The sequence below is a fragment of the Arthrobacter sp. Soil761 genome (genome assembly GCF_001428325.1).
Taxonomy (GTDB): Bacteria; Actinomycetota; Actinomycetes; order Actinomycetales; family Micrococcaceae; genus Arthrobacter.
The window spans coordinates 550,197-571,120 of record NZ_LMSF01000012.1 but is presented as its reverse complement, the minus strand read 5'-3'; the positions used below and the strand labels follow the sequence as shown (position 1 = coordinate 571,120).

General features: G+C 67.4%; 20 protein-coding genes, 2 tRNA genes and 1 other RNA gene. 13 read left to right on the top strand and 10 right to left on the bottom strand.

The genetic code is table 11. The features are described from left to right. Positions 1-98: 98 nt before the first annotated feature. Positions 99-836: a zinc ribbon domain-containing protein gene (locus tag ASG79_RS10770; protein WP_056390741.1), complete on the top strand. Its 738-nt coding sequence runs from the start codon at positions 99-101 to the stop codon at positions 834-836. Positions 837-845: 9 nt separating this feature from the next. Here ASG79_RS10770 and ASG79_RS10765 read toward each other — a convergent pair whose 3' ends face one another. Beyond that, complete coding sequence (locus ASG79_RS10765; RefSeq protein ID WP_056390738.1) at positions 846-1,610, bottom strand: YaaA family protein; 765 nt, start codon at positions 1,608-1,610, stop codon at positions 846-848. Positions 1,611-1,666: 56 nt separating this feature from the next. Here ASG79_RS10765 and rnpB point away from each other — a divergent pair. From rnpB to ASG79_RS10745, 5 genes are all read left to right on the top strand, one after another. Continuing rightward, positions 1,667-2,054: RNase P RNA component class A (gene rnpB, locus ASG79_RS10850), an RNA gene on the top strand. A gap of 44 nt (positions 2,055-2,098) precedes the next feature. Beyond that, the gene (locus ASG79_RS10760; RefSeq protein ID WP_018769508.1) at positions 2,099-2,632 is read left to right on the top strand and encodes a TspO/MBR family protein; all 534 of its coding nucleotides are present in this window, start codon (positions 2,099-2,101) and stop codon (positions 2,630-2,632) included. Between the two features lie 269 nt (positions 2,633-2,901). Beyond that, positions 2,902-4,380 carry a glyceraldehyde-3-phosphate dehydrogenase gene (locus ASG79_RS10755; protein ID WP_081620199.1) on the top strand — a complete coding sequence of 493 codons (1,479 nt, stop codon included), beginning with the start codon at positions 2,902-2,904 and terminating at the stop codon, positions 4,378-4,380. A 74-nt stretch (positions 4,381-4,454) separates the two neighbouring features. Further along, complete coding sequence (locus tag ASG79_RS10750) at positions 4,455-4,664, top strand: hypothetical protein (protein WP_018769506.1); 210 nt, start codon at positions 4,455-4,457, stop codon at positions 4,662-4,664. 127 nt (positions 4,665-4,791) lie between these two features. After that, positions 4,792-5,589 carry an HNH endonuclease family protein gene (locus ASG79_RS10745; protein ID WP_018769505.1) on the top strand — a complete coding sequence of 266 codons (798 nt, stop codon included), beginning with the start codon at positions 4,792-4,794 and terminating at the stop codon, positions 5,587-5,589. 37 nt (positions 5,590-5,626) lie between these two features. On the opposite strand, the gene def is transcribed toward ASG79_RS10745, so the two are convergent. The 3 genes from def to orn form a co-directional block, all read right to left on the bottom strand. Beyond that, on the bottom strand, positions 5,627-6,199 hold the full coding sequence (gene def / locus ASG79_RS10740; protein WP_018769504.1) for a peptide deformylase: 573 nt from the start codon (positions 6,197-6,199) through the stop codon (positions 5,627-5,629). Between the two features lie 133 nt (positions 6,200-6,332). Continuing rightward, positions 6,333-6,405, bottom strand: a tRNA-His gene (locus ASG79_RS10735). Positions 6,406-6,534: 129 nt separating this feature from the next. Beyond that, positions 6,535-7,164: an oligoribonuclease gene (orn, locus tag ASG79_RS10730; protein ID WP_081620198.1), complete on the bottom strand. Its 630-nt coding sequence runs from the start codon at positions 7,162-7,164 to the stop codon at positions 6,535-6,537. A gap of 154 nt (positions 7,165-7,318) precedes the next feature. Between orn and mptB the strand changes: the two genes are divergently transcribed. Beyond that, on the top strand, positions 7,319-8,875 hold the full coding sequence (mptB, locus tag ASG79_RS10725) for a polyprenol phosphomannose-dependent alpha 1,6 mannosyltransferase MptB (protein WP_200953162.1): 1,557 nt from the start codon (positions 7,319-7,321) through the stop codon (positions 8,873-8,875). A gap of 24 nt (positions 8,876-8,899) precedes the next feature. Here mptB and ASG79_RS10720 read toward each other — a convergent pair whose 3' ends face one another. Beyond that, entirely contained in the window at positions 8,900-9,607 is a 708-nt protein-coding gene (locus ASG79_RS10720; RefSeq protein ID WP_056390735.1) for a DNA alkylation repair protein, read from the bottom strand. Positions 9,608-9,688: 81 nt separating this feature from the next. Here ASG79_RS10720 and ASG79_RS10715 point away from each other — a divergent pair, with 81 nt between their 5' ends. Continuing rightward, complete coding sequence (locus tag ASG79_RS10715; protein ID WP_056390732.1) at positions 9,689-10,591, top strand: aldose 1-epimerase family protein; 903 nt, start codon at positions 9,689-9,691, stop codon at positions 10,589-10,591. Here the strand turns inward: ASG79_RS10715 and ASG79_RS10710 are convergent. Beyond that, the gene (locus tag ASG79_RS10710) at positions 10,553-11,386 is read right to left on the bottom strand and encodes an alpha/beta hydrolase (RefSeq protein ID WP_056390729.1); all 834 of its coding nucleotides are present in this window, start codon (positions 11,384-11,386) and stop codon (positions 10,553-10,555) included. The two genes, ASG79_RS10715 and ASG79_RS10710, sit on opposite strands and share 39 nt — an antisense overlap. After that, a complete protein-coding gene (locus ASG79_RS10705) occupies positions 11,386-12,471 on the bottom strand; it encodes a LacI family DNA-binding transcriptional regulator (protein WP_018769498.1) in 1,086 nt (361 codons plus the stop codon). The genes ASG79_RS10710 and ASG79_RS10705 overlap by 1 nt, the downstream gene beginning before the upstream one ends. A gap of 168 nt (positions 12,472-12,639) precedes the next feature. On the opposite strand from ASG79_RS10705, the gene ASG79_RS10700 reads away from it, so the two are divergent. The 3 genes from ASG79_RS10700 to ASG79_RS10690 are packed head-to-tail and all read left to right on the top strand — an operon-like array spanning position 12,640 to position 15,859. Further along, positions 12,640-13,809, top strand: coding sequence for a Gfo/Idh/MocA family protein (locus tag ASG79_RS10700; protein WP_018769497.1), 1,170 nt, complete (start codon positions 12,640-12,642; stop codon positions 13,807-13,809). After that, positions 13,809-15,023 (top strand): dihydrodipicolinate synthase family protein, encoded by a 1,215-nt coding sequence (locus tag ASG79_RS10695; protein ID WP_056390726.1) that lies wholly within the window; start codon positions 13,809-13,811, stop codon positions 15,021-15,023. The genes ASG79_RS10700 and ASG79_RS10695 overlap by 1 nt, the downstream gene beginning before the upstream one ends. Further along, positions 15,020-15,859: a sugar phosphate isomerase/epimerase family protein gene (locus ASG79_RS10690; RefSeq protein ID WP_056390723.1), complete on the top strand. Its 840-nt coding sequence runs from the start codon at positions 15,020-15,022 to the stop codon at positions 15,857-15,859. The genes ASG79_RS10695 and ASG79_RS10690 overlap by 4 nt, the downstream gene beginning before the upstream one ends. Before the next feature lie 126 nt (positions 15,860-15,985). On the opposite strand, the gene xylB is transcribed toward ASG79_RS10690, so the two are convergent. Then, positions 15,986-17,419 carry a xylulokinase gene (xylB, locus tag ASG79_RS10685; RefSeq protein ID WP_056390720.1) on the bottom strand — a complete coding sequence of 478 codons (1,434 nt, stop codon included), beginning with the start codon at positions 17,417-17,419 and terminating at the stop codon, positions 15,986-15,988. Positions 17,420-17,422: 3 nt separating this feature from the next. Then, complete coding sequence (gene xylA / locus ASG79_RS10680; RefSeq protein WP_056390717.1) at positions 17,423-18,610, bottom strand: xylose isomerase; 1,188 nt, start codon at positions 18,608-18,610, stop codon at positions 17,423-17,425. Positions 18,611-18,754: 144 nt separating this feature from the next. On the opposite strand from xylA, the gene ASG79_RS10675 reads away from it, so the two are divergent. Next, positions 18,755-19,981 (top strand): ROK family protein, encoded by a 1,227-nt coding sequence (locus tag ASG79_RS10675; protein WP_056390715.1) that lies wholly within the window; start codon positions 18,755-18,757, stop codon positions 19,979-19,981. A gap of 49 nt (positions 19,982-20,030) precedes the next feature. Here the strand turns inward: ASG79_RS10675 and ASG79_RS10670 are convergent. Continuing rightward, positions 20,031-20,103 (bottom strand) — tRNA-Arg (locus ASG79_RS10670). Positions 20,104-20,309: 206 nt separating this feature from the next. On the opposite strand from ASG79_RS10670, the gene ASG79_RS10665 reads away from it, so the two are divergent. Beyond that, a complete protein-coding gene (locus ASG79_RS10665; RefSeq protein ID WP_056390711.1) occupies positions 20,310-20,861 on the top strand; it encodes a single-stranded DNA-binding protein in 552 nt (183 codons plus the stop codon). Positions 20,862-20,924 lie beyond the last annotated feature (63 nt).

Here is a 20,924-nt window from a genome sequence, read left to right as displayed (position 1 = left end):
GGATGCGTCGAGGCAGGGAAACGGGGCCACGCGCTAGAGTCTAGGAAGCGCCGGTTCGGTGCCCGGCTACGGCCGGAAGGGATTTATCGGAGGTAACAGTGGCCAAGGCAGCACCGGCGGAACAGTTGAAGTTGCTTGAACTGCAGGGGCTGGACGCCCGGTTGAAGGGCCTCACCAACCGCCGGCGCACGCTGGAAAACGATCCCCGCATCAAGGACCTCGAAGCCGCGCTCTCTGTTGCCAACGGTGAATTGGGAGCAGCCAAGGTGGCCGTGCACGATGCCGAGGCCGCGCTTAAGCGGGCGGAAGCCGACGTCGAACAGGTTGCTTCACGGATCGAACGCGACGAGGCCAGGCTCAACAGCGGCACCGGCCTTTCCAAGGACCTGGTTGCACTGCAAAAAGACATCGCCTCGCTCAACAAGCGGCGCTCTGACCTTGAGGACGTGGAGCTGGAGGTCATGGAGCGGCTGGACAGCCTGCGGGAACGGCAGGCGGCGCAGCAGCAGATTGTCGACGACATCCAGGGCTCCTTTGCCACCATCAGGGCCGAGCTTGACGCGGCCCTCGCGGAGGTGGAAACGGAAGCGGCAGGCCTTCGCGCGCAGCGCGCCGCATTCGCTGCAGGCCTGGAGGCGGGCATGCTGGCGGTTTATGAAAAGACGCTTGCCAAGCGCGGAGTGGGCGCGGCCCGGCTGTTCCACGGCACCTCCGAAGCCTCCGGCATGAAGCTCAGCCCCGGCGACCTCGCGGAGATCAAGGCTTCGGCCGCGGACGACATCGTGTTCTGCCCGGACTCCGGCGCCATCCTGGTCCGCTCGGACGAGTGGTCCTGACCGGGCGGATCAGCCCGGCAGGATGATGTTCAGGGCGTGCGGCCTGCGGGCCGTGCCCGGCACCAGTTCTGCGTCCCACTTCTCGCGGGCAGCCTTCAAAAGGTCCGACGGCGCCGCCGGGGCTTTACCGCGGCGTACCAGCAGGTGCCGCGCCAGTTCCCCCCGGGTGTGCTTGGCGAAGTGGCTCACCACTTTGCGGACTCCATCTGTTTCGGTGAAGACGTTGACCGCCACGGTCTGCTCCGGCGGCGGTGCCCAGGCGGCTGCATAGGTGCTGGACCGGCAGTCCACCACCAGGTGCCCCCGGGCGGCGCTGCCCAGGGTTTCGCCAAGCTGCGTCTTCCAGAACGGGGCCAGCCTGCCGACGTCGGGCAGTGCCGTGCCCATGGAGAGCCGGTAGGCGGGGACGCTGTCGCCGAAGCGAAGGGCACCCCACAGGGCCGAGATCACCAGGACGGACGCGTCCGCCTTGCGCCGCTGGGCCGGTGTCAGGCTCCGATAGCCAAGGGCGTCGTACAGGACGCCGGAATAGATGCTGTGTGCGGGCGCTGCCGGCTCGGCGCCCAGGCGCGTATTGCGTTCCACGTCCTCACGCAGTGATGCGCCCACGCCCAGCAGGGCGAGGGCGTCCTGGTGGGCACTGACGGTTCCCAGCGCTTCGAGGACCTTGGCGCGGTAGGGGTTCAATTCCGGAAAGCCGAGCGTGGACCAGTCGACGGCGGGTCCCCGGAGCGCGGGTGTCTTGCCTTCGGAAGGGGGAAGCAGAATCAGCACCGTCCGATCCTACCGGCGCAAAAGCGGGTGGCGGCGCCGGTAGACTGGACGGCGGATGGGACAGCCAGGCGGCCGCGCGTCACGCAAGTGGCTCGAGGAACGTCCGGGCTCCGCAGGGCAGGGTGGTGGGTAACGCCCACTCGGGGTAACCCGCAGGCCAGTGCCACAGAAAACAGACCGCCTGCATTGCCGGCTTTGGCCGGGAAGGGCAGGTAAGGGTGAAACGGTGGTGTAAGAGACCACCAGCTTCCCGGGTGACCGGGAAGGCTAGGTAAACCCCACCCGGAGCAAGGCCAGACAGGACACGTTCGAGGGCTGCCCGCCCGAGTGTCCGGGTAGGCCGCTGGAGGGTGCCGGCAACGGTACTCGTAGATGGATGGCCGTCGCTCCCTTTCCGGTAACGGCAGGGGAGAACAGAACCCGGCGTACCGGCTGTCCCATCCACATTCCGCGTTTGACCTAGGGCGATGCGTTGGGGATGCTGGACCGTGCCCGTTATTCCTGATCCCCGTCCCGCCGCCCGGGCCGGCGTCCCCGGCATCCGTTCCCAGGTCATTGCGCTTGGCGGGTTCCTGGCGCTGTCCGCCGCGGCGTGGGTCATCGCTTCGGTTCCCATCATCCTGAATTCCAACGGGTGGTACGCCGGTTCGGTGAAGGCGCCGTGGATGCCGCCGCCGTGGATGTTCCGGAGCACCTGGATGGCGCTGTACACCGGCGTGGCGGCAGCCGCGTGGCTGGTCTGGCGCAAGGGCGGCCTGACCGGGAGCACCCGTGCAGGCTACATTGTCCAGCTGCTGCTCAACGCGGCGTGGCCGGCGGCCTTTTTTGCCCTGTACCCAATGCTCGGAGCTGCCGCCCTCTGGGCTGCGTTCGGGGTTATCTGCGCACTCGCCGGAACCTTGGTATTCCTGATCCTGCGCTTCGGGCCGGTGGACGCCGCCGCCGGCCTCCTGGTGCTGCCGTACTTTTCCTGGCTTGTCTTTTCCGCCAGCCTGAACCTCTACTCAGCCGTCCACAACTGAGTCCGGCAACACCACGGCTGCGGGGCATCCCGGCCATGTGAGTGATTTCACGCAGCGCAAGCGTGTTCCCGGCGGCGGGCCAAATTAGAATGGATCCCGGACGCAGGAGTTCTACCGCCGAAAGTTGCGTTCGCAACCGGCGGTTTTTCTTTGCACGCGATCCAGGCGCCTGGGGGCCATCCCTGCAGGCGCGGGTGCCCCTGGACATCATCAGGTGGCCTACATCTGTGTACGAGGACGTACACGGCTGAACCGAGGAAGGTATTTCTGTGAGCCAGACGTCTGATTCTTGTCTTGATACGTGGATGGGCCGGGAGGCCCTCGCCGAGGCCATGATCCCGGTGATCGGCAGGCTGTACCGCGAAAACAACGTGGTCACCAGCATCCACGGCCGGAGCCTGATCAACAAGTCCACCATGAACATCCTCAAGGCGCACCGCTTTGCACGCCGGATGAGCAAGGACGAACTGCTCCTCGAGGACACCGCGCCCCTGCTGAACACGCTGGCCGGACTGGAGCTGGGCGCTGCCGCGATCGACATCGCCCGCCTGAACCAGAAGTTCAAGGAAGAAGGCAACGGCGCCACCCTGGAGGAGTTCCTCCGCGCTGAGCTCGCCGAAATCGTTGGCAAGCGGGGCGGCGATGACCGCACCAGCACCGACGTCGTGCTCTACGGCTTTGGCCGCATCGGCCGGCTCCTGGCCCGCCTCCTCATCGAAAAGGCCGGTGGCGGCCACGGACTGCGCCTGCGCGCCATCGTGGTGCGCCGCGGCTCCGACAACGACCTCTCCAAGCGCGCCAGCCTGCTGCGCCGCGACTCCGTCCACGGGTCCTTCGAGGGCACCATCCGGATCGACGAGGACGCCAACACCATCACCGCCAACGGCGTGCAGATCCAGGTCATCTACTCCAACGACCCCGCCACCATCGATTACACCGCCTACGGCATCAAGGATGCCCTGGTGGTGGATAACACCGGCCGCTGGCGCGACGCCGAGGGACTTTCCCAGCACCTGCAGAGCAAGGGCGTGGCGCGGGTCCTCCTGACCGCACCGGGCAAGGGAGAGCTGAAGAACATCGTCCACGGCATCAACCACCGGGACATCACAGACTCGGACCGGATCGTCTCCGCGGCGTCCTGCACCACCAACGCCATCACCCCCGTGCTGAAGGCCATCAACGACAAGTTCGGCGTGGTGCACGGGCACGTGGAAACCGTCCACTCCTTCACCAACGACCAGAACCTGATCGACAACTTCCACAAGGGCGACCGCCGCGGCCGCTCTGCAGCCCTGAACATGGTCATCACCGAAACCGGCGCCGCCAAGGCAGTGGCCAAAGCCCTGCCCGAACTGCTCGGAAAGCTGACGGGCAGCTCCATCCGCGTCCCCACCCCGGACGTATCGCTGGCCATCCTGAACCTCAGCCTGGAAAACGGCACCACCAAGGACGAGGTCAACAACTACCTCCGTGAAATGTCGCTGCACTCGGACCTCCGCAAGCAGATCGACTACATCGACTCACCCGAGGTTGTCTCCACCGACTTTGTCGGCTCCCGCCGCGCCGGCATTGTTGATGGACTCGCTACGGTCTCCACGGACAAGAACCTGGTCCTCTACGTCTGGTACGACAACGAATTTGGCTACAGCTGCCAGGTGGTGCGCGTTATGGAGGAAATGGCCGGCGTGAACCCGCCGTCGTTCCCCGCCAAGGAAAGCGCCGCCGCCCTGGCCGCCATCGCGGTCTGACCCTGTCCGCCACGTCCAGCGAATTCCCGGCTGGTTCTCTGGAATCAGCCGGGAAAGGGGACCACACTGGTGGCATGGACAACGAATCGACTCTTCAGCACGACACCACCCTCGAACACGCCCTGGACGTGGCCAAGGCGAACCACAAGGAAGCCGTACGGCTGCTTGAACGCGCCCGCGCCGCACACGCGGCCGGGGATGTCAGCCAAGACCGCGTGCGCCAGCTCGAGGGACTGCTGGCCATTGCCGAGGAAGACCTTCGAAGGGTCACCAGGGAGCAGTAGCCCAAAGGCGGCCGCGCCGGCCGTGTGAGCCATCACTCGTCCTCAACAGTGTGGATATCACCGGCTTGGGGTGCCCTTTGTCCTAGGCTCTTGGGGTGCCTGACTTTCCCCTTCCGGCGTCGACGCCTTGACCGTCCACTGGGCTGCCTACCGCCGCGCACGCCGCCGTTCCCGGCAGGCCTGGGCGCTGCTGGCAACGGCCACAGTATGCATCGTCGCTGCCCTGTCGTGGTTCTTCACCGCAGGACAGTTTGCAGCCGCAGGGCCGGCGCCGGAGGGCCCGACCGAGGCGCCGGTCTTCGATGCCGCGTGGATGAAACCGGTGCAGGAACCAAACCCTGTACCGGCGGGCAGTGCCCTCTCTGCACTCGACGGCCTCGCCGTGAAGGGCCGGGCACCGAACACCGGCTACAGCCGCGAGGCCTTCGGCCCGGCGTGGCTGGATGTCGACAGGAACGGCTGCGATACCCGCAATGACATCCTGCGACGGGACCTTGCCGGCGTGATGTTCGCCGAAGGCTCCACCTGCAAGGTAACGGCCGGTCACTTCCGGGAACCCTATACAGGCCAGGACGTGGACTTCCAGCGCGGTTCAGACAGCAGCCGGGCTGTCCAGATCGACCATGTGGTGGCGCTCGGGGATGCCTGGCAGAAGGGGGCCCAGGGCCTGGCGCCCAAGGAACGCCAGAGCCTGGCCAACGACCCCCTGAACCTGATTGCCGCGGACGGCGCTGCCAACCAGCAGAAGAGCGCAGCGGACGCCGCCACGTGGCTGCCGAAGAACACCGCACTGCGCTGCCATTACGTGGCCCGCCAGATCTCTGTGAAGGCCGCCTACGGCCTGTGGGTGACGGCTGCCGAGAAGGACGCCATGAAGCGTGTCCTCGGCTCCTGCCCCCGGCAGGAAACCATCACTGCCCGCTGACGGGGACCTGCCCGGAAGGGATGAGTGGCCGAACTTGTCAGTGGCCGAACGGATCCGGGTCCACGCCGGGCATCCACGTCAACCCCGGCACGCCCCACCCGTTTTTCTTCGCCTGCTTCCTGGCTTTGCGGGAATAGCGGTCAATCAGCCGGTTGACATACAGCTTTCCGTCCAGGTGGTCGTATTCGTGCTGGATTACCCGGGCGAACCAGCCCGTTGCCTCAAACTTCACCGGGTTTCCAAAGCCGTCGAACCCCTCCACCCGGGCCCATTCGGCCCGCTTGAGCGGATACTGCTCACCGGGGAAGGAAAGGCAGCCCTCCTCCTCCTCGTCGGGGTCGGGCGCCGCGCCGGAGACCTTGGACAGTGTCAGCACGGGATTCACCAGTACACCGCTTGGGGGAGCGCCATCGTCGTTGGCGTACTTGTAAACGAAGATTCTCTTGCCCACGCCGATCTGCGGGGCGGCGAGGCCCACGCCATGCGCGGCTTCGTTGGTTTCGAACATGTCGGCAATGAGGGTGCGCAGTTCGTCGTCGAAAACCTCCACCTCGGCCGCGCGCCGGTGCAGGACAGGCTCGCCCCAGATGGTGATTGGCAGAACGGTCATATCAGTTGTCCCTCGGCTTTCGCGGTGTCCCCGGTTTTCCTGCGCGTACCCCCGGTGGGGCACAACAAAGGAGGCCGCACCGGATATCCGGTGCGGCCTCCCATGTTGACGGCTGCATGTGCCGCCCCGTGAGGGTGAGCGACGGGGGTTGAACCCGCGACCTCCTGGACCACAACCAGGCGCTCTGCCAACTGAGCTACGCCCACCATGTGCTTCAAGTGAAATCCGCCTTAGCGGCTCCCTGGAAACGCAACTCAAATAGCTTACCTGTTCGGAAGGGGTGCTTTGTCCACTTTTAGCGATTTTCGCCAAATTTCACCGAAACGTGGCGCAGATTACTCCCCGGACTGCCCGGCGGACCCGCCGGTGGTGATCCCCTGGGCGATCTTCTGGGCGGTGGCGCTGTCAGGTCCGGGCGCGGGGACGAAGACGGCTTCGCGGTAGTACCGCAGTTCATCGATCGAATCCTTGATGTCCCCGAGTGCGCGGTGTCCACCCTTTTTGGCCGGTGACTGGAAGTAGGCACGCGCGTACCAGCGGCGCGACAACTCCTTGATGGTGCTGACGTCGATGACCCGGTAGTGGAGATGTTCCACCACGGCGGGCATGTCCCGCGACAGGAACACGCGGTCCGTGCCCACCGAGTTGCCGCCCAGCGGCGCCTTGCGTGGATCCGGAACCCAGGCGGAGATGTACTCCATTACCGCGGCCTCGGCTTCTGCCATCGTCTTGCCGTGCGGAAGTTCCGCCAGCAGCCCCGACTTGGTGTGCATGTCCCGGACGAAGTCGGACATCTGTGCAACCGCGGCGTCGTCGGGTTTGATGACCACGTCAACGCCGTCACCCAGGATGTTCAGTTCCGAATCGGTGACCAGGGCTGCCACCTCGATGAGGGCGTCGTTCTTGATGTCCAGACCGGTCATTTCGCAGTCGATCCAGACGATTCGTTCGTTAGATATAGGCACCGGACCAGCCTACCGTTACACTCCCGGACCCCCTGCCGATGCTAGGATTTCGGGTACGCGGCGGGTCGCCCTTCCGCCCTGAACCATGTCCTGGCCGGCCCGTGCGGCGCGCCGGGCAAACCGCGGAAACGCAAGAAGATTGGACAATCCTGAGATGACGGCGCCTGTGCCCGCAACGGGGGAGATGGCGGCGGCCGGCAGTGCTGGAACGGGCAGTGCCGAGGTGGACAATCCGCGCTCGCCACTGCTTGTCGGTTTCCTGGGGTCCGTGTTCATGCTGTTCGGATCCTTCGGCGTGGGCTGGCTGGCCCCGGTATCGGAACTGCGCCGCATGCCCCTGTTTATCTGGATGCGCACTGAAGCCCCCGGCGTGGCCCTGTCCATCGTCCTGGTGGCGGTGGGGGGCATGCTGCTGGTGCGCGCCTGGCTGCGCCTTGGCCAGAAGGTCCGGGTGTGGGGACCGCAGGCGCGGCGGGCCACCCTGGCCGCGCTTGCGGCGTGGGGGCTTCCCATGATGTTCAGCGTGCCGCTCTTCAGCCGTGACGTCTACGCCTATATCGGGCAGGGGCGGCTGATGGTGGAGGGCTTCAACCCCTACGAAAACGGCATCTCCGCCCTGTCCAACTACTTCCAGCTCGGCGCGGACAAGATGTGGACCGAAGCCCCGGTTCCCTACGGCCAGCTGTTCCTGTGGATTGAACAATTCGTCGTCTGGGCCACCAACGTCCAGCCGGAGGCCTGCGTCATGCTGTTCCGGCTGGTGGCGGTGGCCGGCGTGGTCCTGTGCGTCATCTACGTGCCCCGGCTCGCGGAACTTCACGGCGTCAACCCGCACCGTGCCCTCTGGCTGACCGTGGCGAACCCGCTTTTCCTGACCAACTTCATCGCCAGCGTGCACAACGACTCCCTGATGATCGGGCTGGCCCTGGCGGGGCTGTACTACTCCGCCACCCGCCGGGAAATCCTCGGCATCGTGATCGTGACCCTGTCCATCGCCGTCAAGCCCATCACCATCGTCTTCCTGCCGTTCATCGGCCTCCTCTGGGCAGGGAAGAATGCTGGCTGGCTGCGGAAGGCTGCCTTCTGGGCGTTGACGGCCGGCATCAGCCTCGCGCTCCTGGCCGCGATGAGCCTGGTCAACGGATTCGGCTTCGGCTGGATCAACGGGCTGTCCGCTCCCGGCAGCATCTCCATCTGGTATGCCCCGGTGGGGCTGATCGGCATGATGGTGGGATCGCTGGCCAACGCGTTCGGCCTGGACGGGTCGGTGCCGGCGGGCTGGGTGTTCGACGCCGGGAAGCTGCTTGCCGTGGGCATCGTCGCCTGGCAGATCCTCAAGGGGGACTACGACCGGCTGATGCGCCGGCTGGCCCTCGGTTTCGCCGCCGTGGTGCTGCTGGCCCCCATCATCCAGTCCTGGTATGTCGTCTGGCTGATCCCGCTCTTCGCCGTGACCGGGATCCGCAATGACTGGCAGGTCAAGGCCCTGTACTTCGTGGTGTCGTTCTTCATGATCTACGCCATTTCGGACCAGCTGGACGTCTTCCCCTACCTGCAGACCCAGGATCTGGGCTTCGCCCTTGCCCTGGCACGGATCGCCGCGGCGCTGACGGCTCTCCTGTTCGCCCTGTACCTGATCTTCTGGGACCCCGGCACCCGCAGGCTGTTCCGCAAAACGCACGAGCCCGTCGTCGAACGTCCCGTGATCTAGCCGTACGCCCATCTGCCAGGCGCACTACTGCGGCGCCGGTACGGCGGCGATCCCGCGCAGGGCCTCCCTGCGTGACAACGCGCTCATGGCGGGTCCCTGCCGGGCGACGAAGGCTTCCACCCACTTTGGCGCCGTCTTGCCATATTCGCGCAGGGCCCAGCCGATCGCCTTCCGGATGAAGAACTCCCGGTCCGCCAGGTTCGGCTCAATGACGGCCGCCAGCAACGCGGTGTCAGTGTCCTTCTTCGCACGCAGTTGCGACGTGATGGAGGCCCTGCGGATCCAACGGTCGGGGTCGTGGCTCCACAGCCTCAGGGTTGCCGACACCGGGGCCCGGTGCGCCTGCAGCAGCCCGCAGATCCGGCCGGACACGCCATCCGCGAAATCCCACCAGGCGCCGGTGCGGATGATCTCCTCGTAGACGGGCAGCATGTCCAGGTCCCGGGCCACCAGCCGGTGCCCGGTCAGGTCTATGGCCGCATACCGTTCCTCCCGGAAGGTGGAGGTGCGCCAAAGCTCCAGTACGGTGGCGCGCAGTTGCCCGGCAGAGGCGGGCGGAAAGTCAGCCGCAGCCCGGGCCGCGATCCGCCGCACGTCCGGAACCCGGACGCCCAGCGAGGGAATCGTTGACCTCATGTAGGCCTGGGCGCCGGTGGCACGCTCCGGGTTGGCGAGTTCCCGGAGCGCGCCTTTGACGGCGGCGATGAGCTCCTGGTCGGCGGCGGTGTCCATGGGGCCAACTTTAGCCACCCGCCAAGGGCCGGGGTGGGGTACGCTGGTGAGCGCTAACACAATCAGAACCTGGGGGAATCCATGCCCGGCACCGAGATCCACCTCGCCCACGGACCCTACTCCGCCGTCGTCACCCGGCGTGGCGGGGCGCTCCGCGAACTGCGCCACGGGAACCGGGACCTGGTGGTGGGCTTCGGGCCCGAAGGCCCCGTGCCTGATTACCGCGGCGTCATCTGCGCGCCCTGGCCCAACCGGCTGGCCGACGGCACCTACACCTATGCCGGGAAACCGTACACGGCCGCCGTCAACGAACCCGAACGCGGCGCCGCGCTGCACGGCCTGGCCATCCATCAGGCGTGGAGGGTGCTGGAGGCGGCCGCGGACCGGGCGGTCCTGGGCTGCCGCATCCCGTCAGGCCCGGAGTACCCGGCCGACCTGGACCTCAGCGTCACCTACTCGCTTTCCGCTGACGGGCTCCACAGCACCGTCCTGGCCGTCAATGCCGGCCCCGTTGCCGCGCCCTACGGGGTGTGCCCGCATCCCTACCTGGTGGCCGGGCCCTCCCCGCTGGATGACTGGTCGCTGGAACTTCCGGCCGCTGCCTACCTGGAGGTCACGCCGGACCGGCTGCTTCCCGTGGGGATGCGGGAGGTGGGCGCAGGTGCCTTTGACTTCCGCTCGCCCCGCCGGCTGGGAGAGGTGAAGATCGACCACGCCTTCACGGACATCTCCCGGGATGCCGCCGGCCTGGCACGCGTCCGGGTGCTGGATCCGTCGGGGACCGGCGTGGAACTGGAATGGGGGGCGGAGTGGCCCTGGGTCCAGGTGCATACGGGGGACAAGCCTGCCGGCCCGGACCGGCTCGGCCTGGCCGTTGAGCCCATGACGTGCCCTCCGGATGCACTGCATTCCGGCACGGACCTGGTGCACCTGCAGCCCGGCGCATCACATTCCGCGGACTGGATCATCCGGGCGCTGCCCTAGCAGGCCGCCCTTCCGGCCACCGGCAGGGCCGGTCTCAGTTTCCTGCTGCCGTGCCGGCCGGGAGCCGGCCCATCCGGCGCGCTGCAGCCACGCCGTGCACAGGGACGTCCATTGCCCGGGCCCTGGTTCGCCGGCCGCGAGTCCCAGCCCGTGCCGTCCTTCCGGGAAAACATGCAGTTCCGCCGGAACGCCGGCAGCAATCAGTGCCCTGGCATAGTCCAGGCTGTTGCTGACCGGGACGGCCTCGTCGTCGGCGGTGTGCCAAATGAATGCTGGCGGTGTGCGGGGCGTGACGTTCAGCTCCGCCGAGAGTGCCGTGAGGAGGGCCGACGGCGGTGCGTCGCCAAGGAGGTTGGCCACCGAGCCCTGGTGGGCTTCGTGGGTCAGGGACGCCACGGGGTAGCACAGCACCGAAAGATCCGGCACCGCCGCGGGATTGTCGAGGTCCGGCTTCCCCGTGGCAGCCGCCGTGCACAAGGTGGCGGCCAGGTGCCCGCCCGCGGAGAATCCCAGGACGCCGATGCGCTCCGCGTCCACGGGGAGCCCGTGCTCCCCGTTCCGGATGTGGAGCATGGCTTCCTTGGCGTCTTCCAGCGGGGCCGGGTGCCGGTCCGGGGCCACCCGGTAGCGGAGGACGAAGGCGTGGATCCCCAGTGCGGCAAGCCATTCTGCCACCGGCTCGGCTTCGTGGTCTGCCTGGCGGGCATAGCCCCCGCCCGGCAGGACCAGGATGGCAGGACGCGGGCCCGCGGCGCCGGAACGGGCGGCCACCGCGGTAAGTCCCCGCGGTGCCATCAGGCTGCCGCTTCCGTGCTGCGCCGCAGGGTTACCTCTCCGGTGATGCCGCCGGGAGCGGCCTCCACCTCGCCGCCGTCGCCGTCGGCCGGATTCCGGCCAGTGGCCCTGGTGGCAAGGCGCCCGATGTCTTCCAGGGGCAGCCGGACAGTGGACAGGGCGGGGCGGAAGTCGCGGAGGGTTTCAATGTCGTCAAAGCCGGCGATGGCTGCGTCGCGGGGGATCCGCAGCCCCTCGGACCGCAGGGCTGCTGCGGCGCCGATGGCCATGACGTCATTGACCGCAAAAATACACAGCCTGGGTGCGGCCCCGTCCCCGGACTGGGCTGCTTTGATCCTGGCGGCCAGTTGAAGTCCTGCCTCATATCCACCGGACCGGTTGAAGGCCGTGCGGAGCACCTCGGCCGGCCGCCGCCCGGCGCGCTCCAACCCTTCCTGGAAGCCGCGGACACGGTCGTCGGACGTCAGGAGGCCCTCAGGGCCGCCGATGATCACGAAGTCGCCGTCCCAGCCTTCCGCAAGCCCGGCGGCGAGCTGCCCGGCCAGCTCCTGGTTGGGGACTTTCACCACGTGGTACCCCTCCGGAGCGGTTGCACCCACGACGGGATGTCCCACCACGGCAACCCGGCCGCCGTTGCGGCAGTAGCGGTCAAGTTCGGCAGCCAGTTCGGCGTTGCCCTCCCGGTCCTCTTCCCGGCAGGAACGGGAACCGGCGATCACAATGGAGTCCGCGCGCCGCGCCGCGAAGGCGGCCACTGCTTCCTTCTCTTCGGCCGGGCCGCCTCCGGTGGTGGCGAGCAGCACCATTTTGCGTTGTTCCCGGGCGGCTTCCTGCACGCCCCTGGCGATGGCCGCGAAATAGGGGTCGGCAATGTCATGCACAATCAGGCCGATCAGGCCGGAGCTGGATTTCGCCAGGCCCTGCGCCTGGGCGTTGGGGATATAGCCCAGCGATTCAGCTGCCTGCCGGACGCGGTCGGCAATGTCCTTGCCCGGTTTACGGGCCGAGCCATTCAGCACGCGGGAAGCGGTGGCGGGCGAGACGCCGGCCAGGCGGGCCACCTCGGTAAGGGTACTTGCAGCCACTGCATCTCCTGGTGGTCGGTACGGGCTCAAAGGCTAAGCACATTATGACAGTTCAAACTACTTCCGGAAAGCGCTTGCCAACGGAAAGCGCGCCGTGCATTATTGAAGCAGCGGGAACGCGCTTTCCCAGACAACTTCAGTACATTGCTCACTCACCGTGGAGGACACATGGGCTACGAAACCAAAACGATCCGCATCGCCATGAACGGCATTACCGGCCGGATGGGCTACCGCCAGCACCTGCTGCGCTCCATCCTGCCCATCCGCGATGCCGGCGGCTTCACCCTCGAGGACGGAACCAGGGTCCAGGTTGAACCCATCCTGGTGGGCCGCAACGAGGCCAAGATCCGCGAGCTGGCGGAAAAGCACAAGGTCTCCGAATGGTCCACCGACCTGGACGCCGTGATCAGCGACCCCACTGTCGACGTCGTGTTCGACGCCTCGATGACCAGCCTCCGCGCCGCCACCCTGAAGAAGGCCATGCTGGCCGGCAAGCACATCTTCACGGAGAAGCCCACGGCGGAAACGCTGGAGGAGGCCATTGAACTGGCGCGCGTCGGCAAGGAAGCCGGCGTCACTGCCGGTGTTGTCCACGACAAGCTGTACCTGCCCGGCCTGGTCAAGCTCCGCCGCCTGGTGGATGAAGGCTTCTTCGGCCGCATCCTTTCCATCCGCGGCGAATTCGGTTACTGGGTCTTCGAAGGCGACATCCAGTCAGCCCAGCGTCCGTCCTGGAACTACCGCAAGGAGGACGGCGGTGGCATGACCACGGACATGTTCTGCCACTGGAACTACGTCCTCGAGGGCATCATCGGCAAGGTCAAGAGCGTCAACGCCAAGACGGCCACCCACATCCCCACCCGCTGGGACGAGGCCGGCAAGGAATACAAGGCCACCGCCGACGACGCCTCCTACGGCATCTTCGAACTCGAGACTCCGGCCGGAGACGAAGTCATCGGCCAGATCAACTCCTCCTGGGCAGTGCGCGTGTACCGCGACGAACTGGTGGAATTCCAGGTGGACGGCACGCACGGTTCCGCCGTCGCCGGCCTGAATAAGTGTGTCGCCCAGCAGCGCGCACACACCCCCAAGCCCGTATGGAACCCGGACCTGCCCGTCACCGAATCCTTCCGGGACCAGTGGCAGGAAGTTCCCGCCAACGCCGACCTGGACAACGGCTTCAAACTGCAGTGGGAAGAGTTCCTCCGCGACGTCGTGGCCGGCCGCGAGCACCGCTTCGGCCTGCTGTCCGCCGCCCGCGGCGTCCAGCTCGCCGAACTTGGCCTGCAGTCCAGCGGCGAACGCCGCACCATCGATATCCCGGAGATCACCCTCTAATGACGTCCCTCATCCTTCCCTCCGAAGACGGCGGAACCAGGGAGTACCGCCTTCAGGGCGGCACCGCCTGGGCCCGGCCCACTGCGCCCCTGACTGCACGGCGCGCCTATGCGGCCGCCCATGTCATCCCCGAGGTGCTGGCGGACAATACGCCCGGTGCCCCGGCCCGCCTGGACTGGGACGCCACCATGGCGTACCGCCACGAACTGTGGTCCTACGGGCTGGGCGTCGCCGATGCCATGGACACAGCCCAGCGCGGCATGGGCCTGGACTGGGCAGCGACGCAGCAGCTCATCAAGCGCACGGGAGTGGAAGCCGCATCCGTGGTTTCCGCCAACAACCCGGCCACCGCCGGCAAGTCCGTCCGTGACCTCGTCTCCTGCGGCGCCGGAACCGACCAGCTGGACACCGCTGCACTGCCCACCGGCGAAGCAGGCATCCAGGCGGTGCTCGAGGCCTACCGCGAGCAGATTGCCGTGGTTGCCGAGGCCGGACCCAAGGTCATCCTGATGGCCTCCCGGGCCCTGGCCAGGGTCGCCGGCGGCCCGGAGGACTACCTGCGGGTGTACTCCACCCTGCTGCAGGAAGTGGACCAGCCGGTCATCCTGCACTGGCTGGGCACCATGTTCGATCCCGCGCTCGCCGGCTACTGGGGCTCGGACGACGTCGCAACCGCCACCGAAACCTTCCTGGGCCTCATCAGGGACCACGCGGACAAGGTGGACGGCGTCAAGGTCTCGCTGCTGGATGCCGGCCACGAAGTTGCCCTGCGGGCGGCACTGCCCGAGGGCGTCCGCCTCTACACCGGGGACGACTTCAACTACCCCGAACTGATCGACGGCGACGGCAGCCACCACTCGGACGCCCTGCTGGGCATCTTCGCGGCGATCTATCCCGCCGCCTCGGTGGCCCTGCAGAACTATGACGCCGGCAACCCGGCGAAGGCGCGGGAGATCCTGGACTCCACCCGCGAACTGGGCAAGCACATCTTCAGCGCCCCCACGTTCTACTACAAGACCGGCATCGCGTTCATGTCCTGGCTCAACGGCAAGCAGCCCGGCTTCCAGATGGTGGGCGGCCTGCACTCCGGCCGCTCGGTATGCCACCTGGCCAGGACCTTCGAACTCGCCGACCAGGCCGGCCTGCTCAGGGACCCGGCGCTGGCAGCCTTCCGGATGTCGGACTACCTCCGGATCAACGGGGTGGGAGTATGAGCGACCTCTCCCGCCTCTCCATCAACAGTGCCACCACCAAGAAGTGGACGCTCGCCCAGGTCGTCGAGGGCTGCGTCAACGCCGGGATCCCCGCCATCGGACCGTGGCGGGACCGGGTGGAGGAGGCCGGCCTGGACAAGGCCGCCCGACTGATCAAGGACGCCGGGCTGCGTGTCTCCTCGCTGTGCCGCGGCGGATTCCTCACCGCCCCCGATCCAGAGGGCCAGGCGGCCGCGCTCGCGGACAACAAGGCAGCCATCCTGGAAGCCGTGGCACTGGACACCAGGGAGCTCTTCCTGGTGGTCGGCGGCCTGGCCCCGGGGGAGAAGGACGTGGTGGCAGCCCGCCAGCGCGTCGCCGACCGGCTCGCCGACCTGGTTCCGTTTGCGCAGGAAAACGGCGTACGCCTGGTCCTGGAACCGCTGCACCCGATGTATGCGGCTGACCGCGCGCTCATCTCCACCCTGGGCCAGGCGCTGGACCTCGCAGCGCCCTTCGACGCCTCAACGGTGGGGGTCGCCGTCGATACCTTCCACGTCTGGTGGGACCCGGAACTGAAGGCGCAGATCGAGCGGGCCGGCCGGGAGGGCCGCATCGCCTCCTACCAGGTGTGCGACTTCAACATGCCCATCGCGGCCGATCCGCTGCTGTCCCGAGGCTACATGGGCGACGGCGTGGTGGACTTTGCCACCATCGGCACCTGGGTGCGGGATGCCGGGTACACCGGCGACATCGAAGTGGAAATCTTCAATCAGGAGATCTGGGACACGGACGGCAATACCGTCCTGGCCACGGTAAAGGAGCGCTACGCGGAGCTCGTCCTCCCGTACGCCTGACCTGACCCAAGACCGCGGGCTCCTGCCACGTTCCCAACATGACTGGCAGGAGCCTGCGCCCCACATGGAAAGGACCCGGACCGGCGGTGGATGCCCACCGCGGGTCCGGGTCCCTTTGTTTCTTTGTTACCTGTTGCTGCCCTGGGTATACAGCGAGGCGAACCGCCGGTACCGGGCCAGCACGCCGCCGTCGTCCTTCCCCAGTGGAAGGTCGACGGCGCCAGCAGCCCATGCAGGGAAACGTCCGGTGAGGGCCGCCGCTGCCTGGCGTGCCGCGCCGTCGGCAACATACTCACCCGGCTCCGGCACTGTGACGGGTGTTCCCAGCAGGGCCGCTGCGACTTCCTGCACGGCGGTGGATTGGGCGCCCCCGCCCACCAGGAGGATCCGGCGGGCAGACACGCCCTGGGCCTGCAGCGCCGCCAGGCCGTCGGCCAGGGAGCAGACCACGCCTTCGACGGCGGCGCGCGCCAGGTTGGCCGGGGTGTAGTTGGCACGGGTGATGCCGTGCAGGGAACCCGTGGCGTCCGGCAGGTTGGGTGTCCGTTCCCCGTCAAGGTAGGGCACCAGGGTGAGCCCTCCGGCGCCGGAACCGGCAGACAGGGCCAGCCGGTTGAACTCCGGCAGGTCCACGCCCAGCAGCGCCGCCGTGGCATCAAAGACCCGGGTGGCGTTCAAGGTGCAGACCAGCGGCAGGTAGTGCCCGGCAGCGTCGGCAAACCCCGCCACCAGTCCGGACGGATCTGCCGCCGGTGTTTCCGAGACGGCGAAAACGGTGCCGGATGTGCCCAGGGACATCACGACGTCGCCCAACCCCGCCCCTGCGCCAAGCGCGGCGGCCGCGTTGTCCCCGGCACCCGCTGCCAGGACGCTGCCTGCGGGAGTCCGTCCGGCCGCCTCCAACGGGCCAAGAACCCTGGGGACGACAGGAACGTGGCCGAGCGCCGCGGACAGGACGTCCGGAAGGTAGTTGTCCTCCGCCGTCGAGTAGTACCCCGTGCCTGATGCGTCGGAGCGGTCTGTGGCCAAGGCGGCAAGCCCTTCGGCGCCGCTGCCCGGGCCGAAGCCGGCGAGCCGCCACGTCAGCCAGTCGTGCGGAAGGCAGACAGCGGCCACCTTTGACGCATTCTCCGGTTCGTTTTCCGCCAGCCAGTGCAGCTTGGTCACCGTGAGGGAAGCAACGGGGACAGTTCCGGTGGTGCGGGCCCAATACTCGGCGCCGGCGGCTGGATCGCCGCCGCCGGCATCCTTGATGAGCTCCACGGCCGCGCCGGCGCTGCGGGTGTCGTTCCACAGCAGCGCCGGGCGGATGACGGCACCGTCGCTGTCCAGGCAGACCATGCCGTGCTGCTGCCCGCCCACCGAGACGGCGCTGACGTCATCCAGCCCGCCGGCGTCGGCCGCCGCCTTTTGAAGGGCAGTCCACCAATGGTCCGGATGAACCTCGCTGCCGGCAGGGTGCGTGGCCCGGCCCTGGCGGACGAGTGCTCCGGTATCCGCGTCGCGGATCACCACCTTGCAGGACTGGGTGGAGCTGTCGATGCCTGCGACGAGCACCATGGCCTAGTGGGCGCCGAGGAGGTGTTCGATGGCGAGCTGGTTGAGGCGGACGAAGGCAAAGGAGCGTTCGGCTGCCTTGTCGGCGTCGAAGTCCTGGAATGCTGCGGCGTCGGCCAGCAGGTCGGCGGTGGTTTCGCCGGCGTTGAGGGTGGGTTCGCCGAGTTCGAAGACGCCGGAGGTCTGGAGGGCTTCCTGTACCTGCGGGTCGGCGCGGAAGGCCAGGGCGCGTTCCTTCAGCAGCAGGTACATGGACATGTTGGCCTTGGCCGACTCCCACACGCCGTCGTAGCCATCGGTGCGGGAGGGCTTGTAGTCGAAGTGCCGGGGGCCGTCATAGGTAGGGCCGCCGCCGGGGAAGCCGTTCTCGAGCAGGTCCACGGTGAAGAAGGCGCTGGTCAGGTCCCCGTGTCCGAAGACGAGGTCCTGGTCGTACTTGATGCCGCGCTGGCCGTTGAGGTCGATGTGGAAGAGCTTGCCGGCCCACAGGGCCTGGGCGATGCCGTGGGTGAAGTTCAGCCCGGCCATTTGCTCGTGGCCGGTTTCGGGGTTCAAGCCCACGATGTCGCCGTGCTCGAGCTGGGCGATGAAGGCCAGGCCGTGGCCCACGGTGGGCAGGAAGATGTCGCCGCGGGGTTCGTTGGGCTTGGGCTCAAGCGCGATCCGCAGGTTGTAGCCCTTGTCCTTGATGTAGCCGGCGGCGGTGTCCACGCCTTCCTTCATCCGGTCCAGGGCGGCGGCCAGGTCCTTGGAGCCGTCGTATTCGCTGCCTTCCCGGCCGCCCCACATGACAAAGGTTTCGGCGCCGAGTTCGGCGGCGAGGTCGATGTTGCGCAGGACCTTGGAGAGGGCGAAGCGGCGGATCGAGCGGTCATTGGAGGTGAAGCCGCCGTCCTTGAAGACCGGGTGGCTGAACAGGTTGGTGGTCACCATGGGAACTTTCAGCCCGGTCTCGGACAGGGCCGCGCGGAAGTTCTTCAGGATCAGGTCCCGCTCCGAGGCGGAGGCATCAAACGGGACAAGGTCGTTGTCGTGGAACGTGATGCCGTACGCGCCCAGTTCTGCCAGGCGGTGCACGGCCTCCACCGGGTCCAGCGCGGCACGGGTGGCGACGCCGAACGGATCGGCGCCGGTCCAGCCGACGGTCCAGAGACCAAAAGTGAATTTGTCGGCGGGGGTGGGCGTAAGAGTCATGATGCGTCCTTGCGATCGGGCTCCGCGGAGGTGCGAAGCTTTAGTTTATTGCCTGAACTATATGAGCCGTCGTAGGGTTGGGTCAAGAGTCCCGGCTGGAAAACAGCCGGAAAATCTGTCGGAACTTGGACGGGGAGGTTTGTGATGGTGATGCCGGCGCCTGCAGTGGCGGGACCCGGAGGCGCAGCCCCCGGAAGCGTGGCGGATGTCCGGCGCAGCAACCTGGCACTGGTCCTTGGCGCAATCGCCGAGTTTCCGCCAGGCGTCCATCCCAGCCGCGCCCAGCTGGCCGGAGCCACCGGACTGACCAAGGCATCAGTGTCCAGCCTGGTGCTGGACCTCCTTGACGCAGGGATCGTCCGCGAAATCGGCCTCAACCCGCAGGGGCGGGGCCGTCCCGGCGTGGGTCTGGAACTCAGCCCCAGCCGGGCGGTCATGGGGATGGAAATCAACGTCGACTACATCTCCGCGGCAGTGGTGGACCTCGCCGGAACCGTCCTCGTCCGGGAGGAAGAGGAACGCGACAACCGCAACAGCCCGGACGCGCCGGTGCTGTCCGCGCTCGCAGCCCTGGCCGCCCGGGTCAGGAGCACGGCGGGGGAGCACGGCGTCGAGGTCCTGGGTGGCGGACTTGCCGTGCCCGGGCTCGTTGACCCGGCCCTGGCGCGGGTGCTCACCGCTCCGAACCTGGGCTGGGTCAATGCGGACCTGGACCTGGAGGCGCTGCTGCCCGAAGCTCCCCTTGGAGTGGCGCTGTTCAATGAAGCCAACGCCGCAGCCCTCGCCGAACTGCGGCACCGGCCGGACGGGGCGTCGAACTTCCTCTTCGTCTCCGGCGAGGTGGGCGTCGGTGGCGGGATAGTCATCGGATCAGAGCTATTCACCGGTCCGCACGGCCACGCGGGCGAGGTGGGGCACATTGTGGTTGACCCCGACGGCGGGCATTGTTCATGCGGCGGGACCGGCTGCCTGGAGACCGTTGCCGGCCAGGACGCCATTTTCGCCGCGGCCGGCCTGGCCCTGGATCGGGGTTCCCGCTCCGCGGACATGTCCGCCCTGCTGCAGGCGCTGCGGGCCGGGGAGCCCCGGGCTGTTTCCGCCGTCGAACGTGCGGGACGCTGCCTGGGGATAGCACTCGCCTCGACGGCGCGGGTGGTCAACATCGAATCCGTGGTCCTTGGGGGCCACTTCGCGGTCCTCGAACCATGGCTGCGTGCCCCGTTGCTGGCGAGCCTGGACAAATATGCGCCAGGGAAATATGCATCCAGCCAGGTGACGATGTCCGCCGTTGGCGAGTCGGGCGCCCTTTTGGGGGCAGCCGGAAGCGTGATCCGCTCCCTGATGGAAGCGCCGCACCGGCTGCACGCGTAGCGCCACGCACAACGCCCCGGTCCGAAGACCGGGGCGCCATCCACTGCGGTGCCCCAGGAGGGAATCGAACCCCCGACCGGCGGATTAGAAGGCCGCTGCTCTATCCCCTGAGCTACTGAGGCGTTGGCTTCCGGCCTGCAGGCCGGCGCCTCAAAAAGTTTACATTGCCCGGCTGCCGGCGGTGTCATCCAGCCGCCACTCATCCTCCACACCGGCCTTTCCCCCGGACGTTGTCCACATAGGCAAACCCGTCCCTCCTGCCCGACGTGGTCCGGCGCGATGCTGGTCATGCCTGCTAAAGGCGCCACCATCCAGACAGGACGTAGACATGAGCGAAACCATCACCATCCGGGGCTTCGTGGCCACCGAGATAACCAGTTCCACCACGCCAGGGGGAGTGGCAACAGCTTCCTTCCGCATCGGTTCCACCACCCGCCGCTTCGACCGCGAATCCAGGACCTGGGGCGACGGGCACACCAACTGGTTCACCGTGCAGGGCTACCGCCAGCTGGCGGGAACCCTGGGGTGCAGCATCAGGAAGGGCCAGCCGGTCATCGTGGTGGGCAAACTGAAGATCCGCACGTGGGAAAAGGACGGGCGGGTGTACCACTCCGCCATCATTGACGCCGATGCCGTGGGGCACGACCTCTCCTTTGGGTCGGCAAACTTTATCCGCACCGCTTCCAGGCCGGCGCTCTCCCTCGTGGAGCAGCCGCCGGCCCCCGATGACGTCCCCGGGCTGGACCAGGACCCGGACGAGCCGGAGGACCGCGAAGATGAACACCCCGGGGATCCCGGCCACCCCGCCGTCGTCATTGAGGACAGCGACGGCGGTCTCGCCTCCCTTGACCTGGAAACGGGGGAACTCGCCGAAGTCTAGGAACCACGTATCAGGTATCAGCGTTGCCCATCCAGTCCCGGGCGGACGGAATGGCGGCACCCC